General features: G+C 72.8%; 5 protein-coding genes. All 5 read left to right on the top strand.

All coding sequences use genetic code 11. The features are described from left to right. The first annotated feature begins 26 nt into the window (after positions 1 to 26). The 5 genes from E1264_RS09060 (at position 27) to E1264_RS09080 (ending at position 5,944) form a co-directional block, all read left to right on the top strand. Complete coding sequence (locus E1264_RS09060; protein ID WP_132171563.1) at positions 27 to 1,625, top strand: acyl-CoA synthetase; 1,599 nt, start codon at positions 27 to 29, stop codon at positions 1,623 to 1,625. A gap of 135 nt (positions 1,626 to 1,760) precedes the next feature. Continuing rightward, complete coding sequence (locus E1264_RS09065; protein ID WP_207935804.1) at positions 1,761 to 2,231, top strand: MarR family transcriptional regulator; 471 nt, start codon at positions 1,761 to 1,763, stop codon at positions 2,229 to 2,231. Positions 2,232 to 2,472: 241 nt separating this feature from the next. Then, on the top strand, positions 2,473 to 4,104 hold the full coding sequence (locus tag E1264_RS09070) for a serine/threonine-protein kinase (protein WP_132171565.1): 1,632 nt from the start codon (positions 2,473 to 2,475) through the stop codon (positions 4,102 to 4,104). A gap of 98 nt (positions 4,105 to 4,202) precedes the next feature. Next, positions 4,203 to 4,970: an SDR family oxidoreductase gene (locus tag E1264_RS09075; protein WP_132171567.1), complete on the top strand. Its 768-nt coding sequence runs from the start codon at positions 4,203 to 4,205 to the stop codon at positions 4,968 to 4,970. 14 nt (positions 4,971 to 4,984) lie between these two features. Then, a complete protein-coding gene (locus E1264_RS09080) occupies positions 4,985 to 5,944 on the top strand; it encodes an LLM class F420-dependent oxidoreductase (RefSeq protein WP_132171569.1) in 960 nt (319 codons plus the stop codon). Positions 5,945 to 6,000 lie beyond the last annotated feature (56 nt).

The following is a 6,000-nucleotide window of genomic DNA, read 5'->3' on the forward strand; positions in this document are numbered from 1 at the left end:
GCGATGACCCATCCGGAGGACGTCCGATGGAGTACAACCACGCTGACCTGTTCGAGGGAGTCGCGGACGCGGTCGGTGAGCGCGTCGCCCTGGTCTGCGGTGACCGGCGGCTCACCTACGCGGAGCTGGACGAGCACGCGAACCGCCTCGCCCACCACCTCATGGACGCGGGCGTGGGCCCCGGGCAGCATGTCGCCGTCCAGCTCTACAACGGGATCGAGTACGCGGCGGCGCTGCTCGCGACGCTGAAGATCCGGGCCGTGCCGATCAACGTCAACTACCGCTACGTGGAAGGCGAGCTGCTCTACCTGTACCGGGACTCCGACAGCGTCGCGCTGCTCTACGACGCCGAATTCGAGGACCGCGTCGCCGCCACCGCGCCCGAGGCGCCGAAGCTGAAGCATCTCATCGCGGTCGGCGGCACCACCCCCTCCGTTCCCGGCGCGGTCGCCTACGACGAGGCGCTCAAGGCCGCGGACGGAACCCGCACCGGCCTGCCCGCCCGCTCCGCCGACGATCTCTACATCATCTACACGGGCGGGACGACCGGGATGCCGAAAGGCGTCATGTGGACGACCGAGCACCTGCTGTTCGCGTTCTGGAACCCGACGCTCCCGCGCCCGGCGAAGCCGGAGGACGTCGTCGAGCTGGCGCGCGGCGGCGGCCCGCTGGTGATGATGCCGGTCGCGCCGCTGATGCACGGCGCCGCGCAGGTCGCCTCGTTCATCTGCTGGTTCATGGGCGCCACGCTCGTCTACACCCGCCGGTTCGACGCCGCCGACATCTGGCGGACGATCGAGCGCGAGAAGGTCAACTCGCTCACGATCACCGGTGACGCGATGGCGGTCCCGATGGCGGACGAGCTGGCCCGCGGCGGCTACGACACCTCCTCGCTGCTGGCGTTCGTCTCGACGGGCGCGATCTTCACCGGGACCGTCCGCGACCGCGTCCAGGCCCTCCTCCCGAACACGATCATCATGGACCGGTTCGGCTCGACGGAGTCGGGCTCGACCGCCGAGGCGGTCGCGGGCTCGACCCCCGAGAAGGGGTTGCGTTTCGCGCCCGACGTGACGGACGTGACCGTCCTGGACGACGCGCTCCGGCCGGTCGAGCCGGGCTCAGGCGTCATCGGGCAGGTCGCCCGCACCGGGCACATCGCGCTCGGCTACTACAACGACCCGGACAAGACCGCGCGGACGTTCCCCGAGGTCGACGGGCGGCGCTGGCTCCTCACCGGCGACATCGCGACCGTGGAGCGGGACGGGTCGATCGCCGTGTACGGGCGCGGCTCGCAGGCCATCAACACCGGCGGGGAGAAGGTGTTCCCGGAGGAGGTCGAGGCCGTCCTGAAGGGGCATCCGGCCGTGTACGACGCGGTCGTCACCGGCATCCCGGACGAGCGGTGGGGGAACCGCGTCGCGGCGGTGATCCAGCCGGCCGGCGACGGAGGCGACGGGCGGCAGCCGTCGCCCGACGACCTGGACGCGCACTGCCGCAGGGAGCTGTCGGGGTACAAGGTGCCGCGCGTCTACGCCTTCGTCGACGAGATGAAGCGCTCCCCGGCGGGCAAGGCCGACTACCGCTGGGCGAAGCAGGTGGCGGAGGGGGCGGCGGACGCCCGATAACACCTGACAGCGCGGTCCGCCACGCGTGATGCGGCCCCCGGCTGGTCCCGTCCGGATCCGGCCACTAGACTCTCCAGGAGAGTCGCTCTTGTAATGAGCCTCTCCATATGCGAGCAATTAGGGGAGAGTGGGGCCGTGTCGACCCCGGAGCGCGAACGGATGGCGGGCGAGCTGCAGATGGCGATGCAGCGCAGCACGATGTTCACGGTGCTGCTGCACCATGCCACCGCGAGCAAGGCGGGCATGAACGTGACCGACGCGCAGTGCGTGAACGCGCTGTCGCTGGACGGGCCGCAGACCCCGGGCCAGCTCGCGCAGCTCATGGGCATCACGACCGGCGGCGCCATCACCGCCGTGATCGACCGGCTGGAGAAGGCGGGCTACGTCCGGCGCACCCGCGACCCCGACGACCGCCGCCGCGTGATCGTCGAGCTGGTCGAGGAGAACGTCGCCCGGTTCGGCCGCTACTTCGAGCCGATCGGCCGGGTCTTCCGCGACCGCCTCGACGGCTACACCGACGAGCAGATCGCCTTCCTGCTCGACTGGATCCGCCACAACAACGAGGCGATGCCCCGCGTCATCGAGGAGATCAGAAAACTCCCGTAGGGGCACCCGTCGTGGGTTGGTCCGGGAACAGCCGCGGCGGTCCCCCCGGCCGCGGGCGGCCGCTCCCGGAACTCGTGCCGCCGAAAGGGCGACACCTGTCACGTGACCGCTCCGCGGCGGGTCACACGGATCCCGGACGGTGACTTCGGTCACATCGCCACATATCGGACAGCGGGCCTGCCCGGCTCGCCCCGGTTCGCCGGGCCGCCGCCCGAAGTGAGAGCATGCGCGCGTCGCGCGCATGAAAGGACGACGTCTGACCGTGGAACCGCTGCGTCCCGAGGACCCATCCGAGATCGGCGGCTACCCGCTGATCGCCCGCATCGGCGCCGGCGGCATGGGCCAGGTCTATCTGGGACTCACCGGTGCCGGGCGGCACATCGCCCTCAAGGTGATCCGCGAGGACTTCGAGGGCCCGCAGGCGCTCGCCCGGTTCCGGCGGGAGGTCGCGACCGTCGAGCGGGTGCGCAGCCGGTTCGCCGCCGCGATGGTCGGCGCCGGGCTGGACGCCCCGCCCTACTGGCTCGCGACCGAGTACGTCCCGGGCCCGACGCTGCGGCAGGCCGTCGCCGAGAACGGCCCCCTGCCGCCCGACACCTGCGTACGGCTCCTCGCCGCCCTCGCCCAGGGCCTGCTGGAGATCCACCGGCACGGCGTCCAGCACCGCGACCTCAAGCCCGGCAACGTGATCCTCGCCCCGGACGGGCCGCGCCTCATCGACTTCGGCATCGCGCGCGGCGAGGGCCAGACGCAGATCACCCAGACCGGCGCGTGGAACGGCACGCCCGGCTACGTCGCGCCCGAGGTCGTCCGCGAGCAGGAGCCCGTGCCCGCGTCCGACGTGTTCTCGCTCGCCGGGACCATCGCCTACGCCGCGACGGGACGCCCGCCGTTCGGCGGCGGCCGCATTGAGGCGATCATCCACCGCACGCTCAGCGGCGACATCGACCTCGACGGCGCCGACCCGCGCGTCGCCGAACTCGTCCGGCTGTGCGCGGAGAAGGAGCCCGGCTCGCGGATCTCGCTGGAGCGGCTGCTGGAGATCGCCGCGTCCACCGCCGCCCTCGCCGACGACCCCGCCTACCGGCGGATCGTGGGCGTCCCGCAGCCGGCGCCGGCCAGCGTCGCGGACGCCGCCGCGTCCGGGCTCGTCCCGCCGAACCGCACCCGGACGACGGTCACCGGCGGCGGCACGCGCCTCCGCTCGCGCGCCGCCGTCATCGCCGCCGGCGCCGGGGTGGTCGCGGTCGTCCTGGGCGGCGCGTTCGTCGCGCGCTCCGTCCTCAACGGCGACGAGGGCGGGAACCGGGCGAACGGGGCGCGGGGCGGCCAGAGCCCGGACGGTGGCGGCGGTCCCGCCACGACGCCCGGCGGCTCGCCCGCCGGGCAGACCCGCGACCCCGGCGGCCCTCCGCCGGACGAGGTCCAGGTGAGGCTCCCCACCAAGGAGTTCCAGGCCGTGGGGTACTCCCCGCGGGACGGCGTCTGCCTGCCGCTGCCCACGGCCGAGGACCGGGCCCTCTCCGGCCAGATGCAGGTCTCGGCGCCGCGCACCCCCGTAACCGGGGCGACCGTGAAGTTCGGCATGCGCTTCAAGTACGAGTGGCCGGAGAACTACTACGTGACCGCACAGGTCCGCCCGCCCGGGCCGCACGGCAGCGCGGGACCGGGCTGGGTGTACAGCAAGCCGCGCCTCCTGCCGAGCGACGGCACCTGGCTCGACTTCACCTTCCCGGCCGACTTCCGCTGGGACGGCTCGGGCGCCGGGGCGGACACGCGGCTGCGGCCCGGCACGTGGACGGTCGTCTGGATGCACGTCCACTCCAGCGGCGACGCCTACTACATCGGCTGCGACGGCTTCACCGCGCGGTAACCGCCCGGTGGGTAGCTGACTGACGCGTCAGTAACGTCATCGGTACAGTGAACCGAGTCGGATTCTGCCCGGCGTGCCCAGAGGTAGGGAGAGTGCGGATGCGGACTGGACTTCAAGGGAAGACGGCCCTGGTCACCGGGGCCTCCCGGGGGATCGGCAAGGCGATCGCCACCGCGCTCGCCGCCGAGGGCGCGAACGTCGTCCTCTCCTCGCGCAGGCAGGAGGGGCTGGACGAGGCCGCCAAGGAGATCACCGCCGCGCATCCGGGCGCGGGCGTCCTCGCGAAGGCCGCGCACGTCGGCGACGCCGACGCGGCCGCCGCCTGCGTGGACGCCGCCGTCGCCGAGTTCGGCGGGATCGACGTCCTGGTCAACAACGCCGGGACGAACCCCTACTTCGGTCCGATGGCCGACATCGAGCAGTCCGCCGCCGCGAAGACCGTCGAGGTCAACCAGTTCGCCGTCGTCCAGTGGACGGGGCTCGCCCTGCGCGCGTCGATGGCCGAGCGCGGCGGCTCCATCATCAACATCGCGTCCGTCGGCGGCCTGGTCACCGAGATCGGGATCGGCTACTACAACGTCACCAAGGCCGCCGTCATCCACCTCAGCCGCCAGTTCGCGATGGAGCTGGCGCCGAAGGTCCGCGTCAACTGCATCGCGCCCGGGCTGGTCAAGACCCATCTCGCCCGCGCGCTCTGGGAGAACAACGAGGAGGAGATCAGCAGGCACACGCCGCTCGGCCGCATCGGCGAGCCCGAGGACATCGCCGGCGCCGCCGTCTTCCTCGCGGGCGACGCGTCGTCCTGGATGACCGGGCAGACGCTCGTCGTGGACGGCGGCGCCACCATCCGATCCTCGATCGCCTGAAAATGGGGGAACACATGTCGCGCTGGGGACTGACCTTTCCGGTCCACGGGCTGCCGCTGGCCGAGCACCGCGAGATCGTCGCCGAGCTGCCGTCCCTCGGCTACACCGACGCCTGGACGGCCGAAGTGAGCGGGGCCGACGCGTTCACCCCGCTGGCGCTCGCCTCGCAGTGGGCCCCCGAGCTGCGGCTCGGCCCCGCGATCGTGCCGGTCTACACCCGCGGCCCGGCCCTGCTCGCGCAGCACGCGGCCACGCTCGCCGACCTCGCGCCCGGACGGTTCGTGCTCGGCATCGGCACCTCCTCCGACACGATCGTGGAGCGCTGGAACGGCATCCCGTTCGAGAACCCGTACCGGCGGGCCCGCGACATGCTGCGCTTCCTCCGCAAGGCCCTCGCGGGGGAGAAGGTGAAGGAGGAGTTCGAGACCTTCGCCGTCCAGGGCTTCAAGCTGGAGACGCCCCCGGCCGTGCCGCCGCCGATCGTCCTCGCCGCGCTGCGCCCCGGCATGCTGCGGCTCGCCGTCCGCGAGGCGGACGGCGCGATCAGCAACTGGCTGGCCCCGAAGGACGTCCGGACGGTCCGCGGCGTCCTCGGCGACGAGCCCGAGCTGCTGGCGCGGCTGTTCGTCTGCCCGACCGGGGACGCGGCGGAGGCCCGCGCGATCGGCCGCTGGATGATCGCCGCGTACATGACGGTCCCTGTCTACCGCGCCTACCACGAGTGGCTCGGACGCGGCGAGGCGCTGCGCCCCATGAACGAGGCGTGGGCGGCCGGCGACCGCCAGAAGGCCCTGGACGCCATCCCGGACGAGGTCGTCGACGACCTGATCGTCCACGGCACCCCGGCCGAGTGCCGGGCCCGCATCCGCGAGTACGTCGGCAACGGGCTCACCACGCCCGTCCTGGCGATCCTGCCCGGCGGCGGGCTGTCCCCGGCCGAGGCCGTCCGCGCCCTGGCGCCGTCCGCCGGCTGACATTTCGCGCCCGGACGGCCGGTGCCGCCGATGTTTACGGGCGTGGGGATCGGGGA

It is taken from the genome of Actinomadura sp. KC216, from assembly GCF_004348535.1.
Classification (GTDB): Bacteria; Actinomycetota; Actinomycetes; order Streptosporangiales; family Streptosporangiaceae; genus Spirillospora.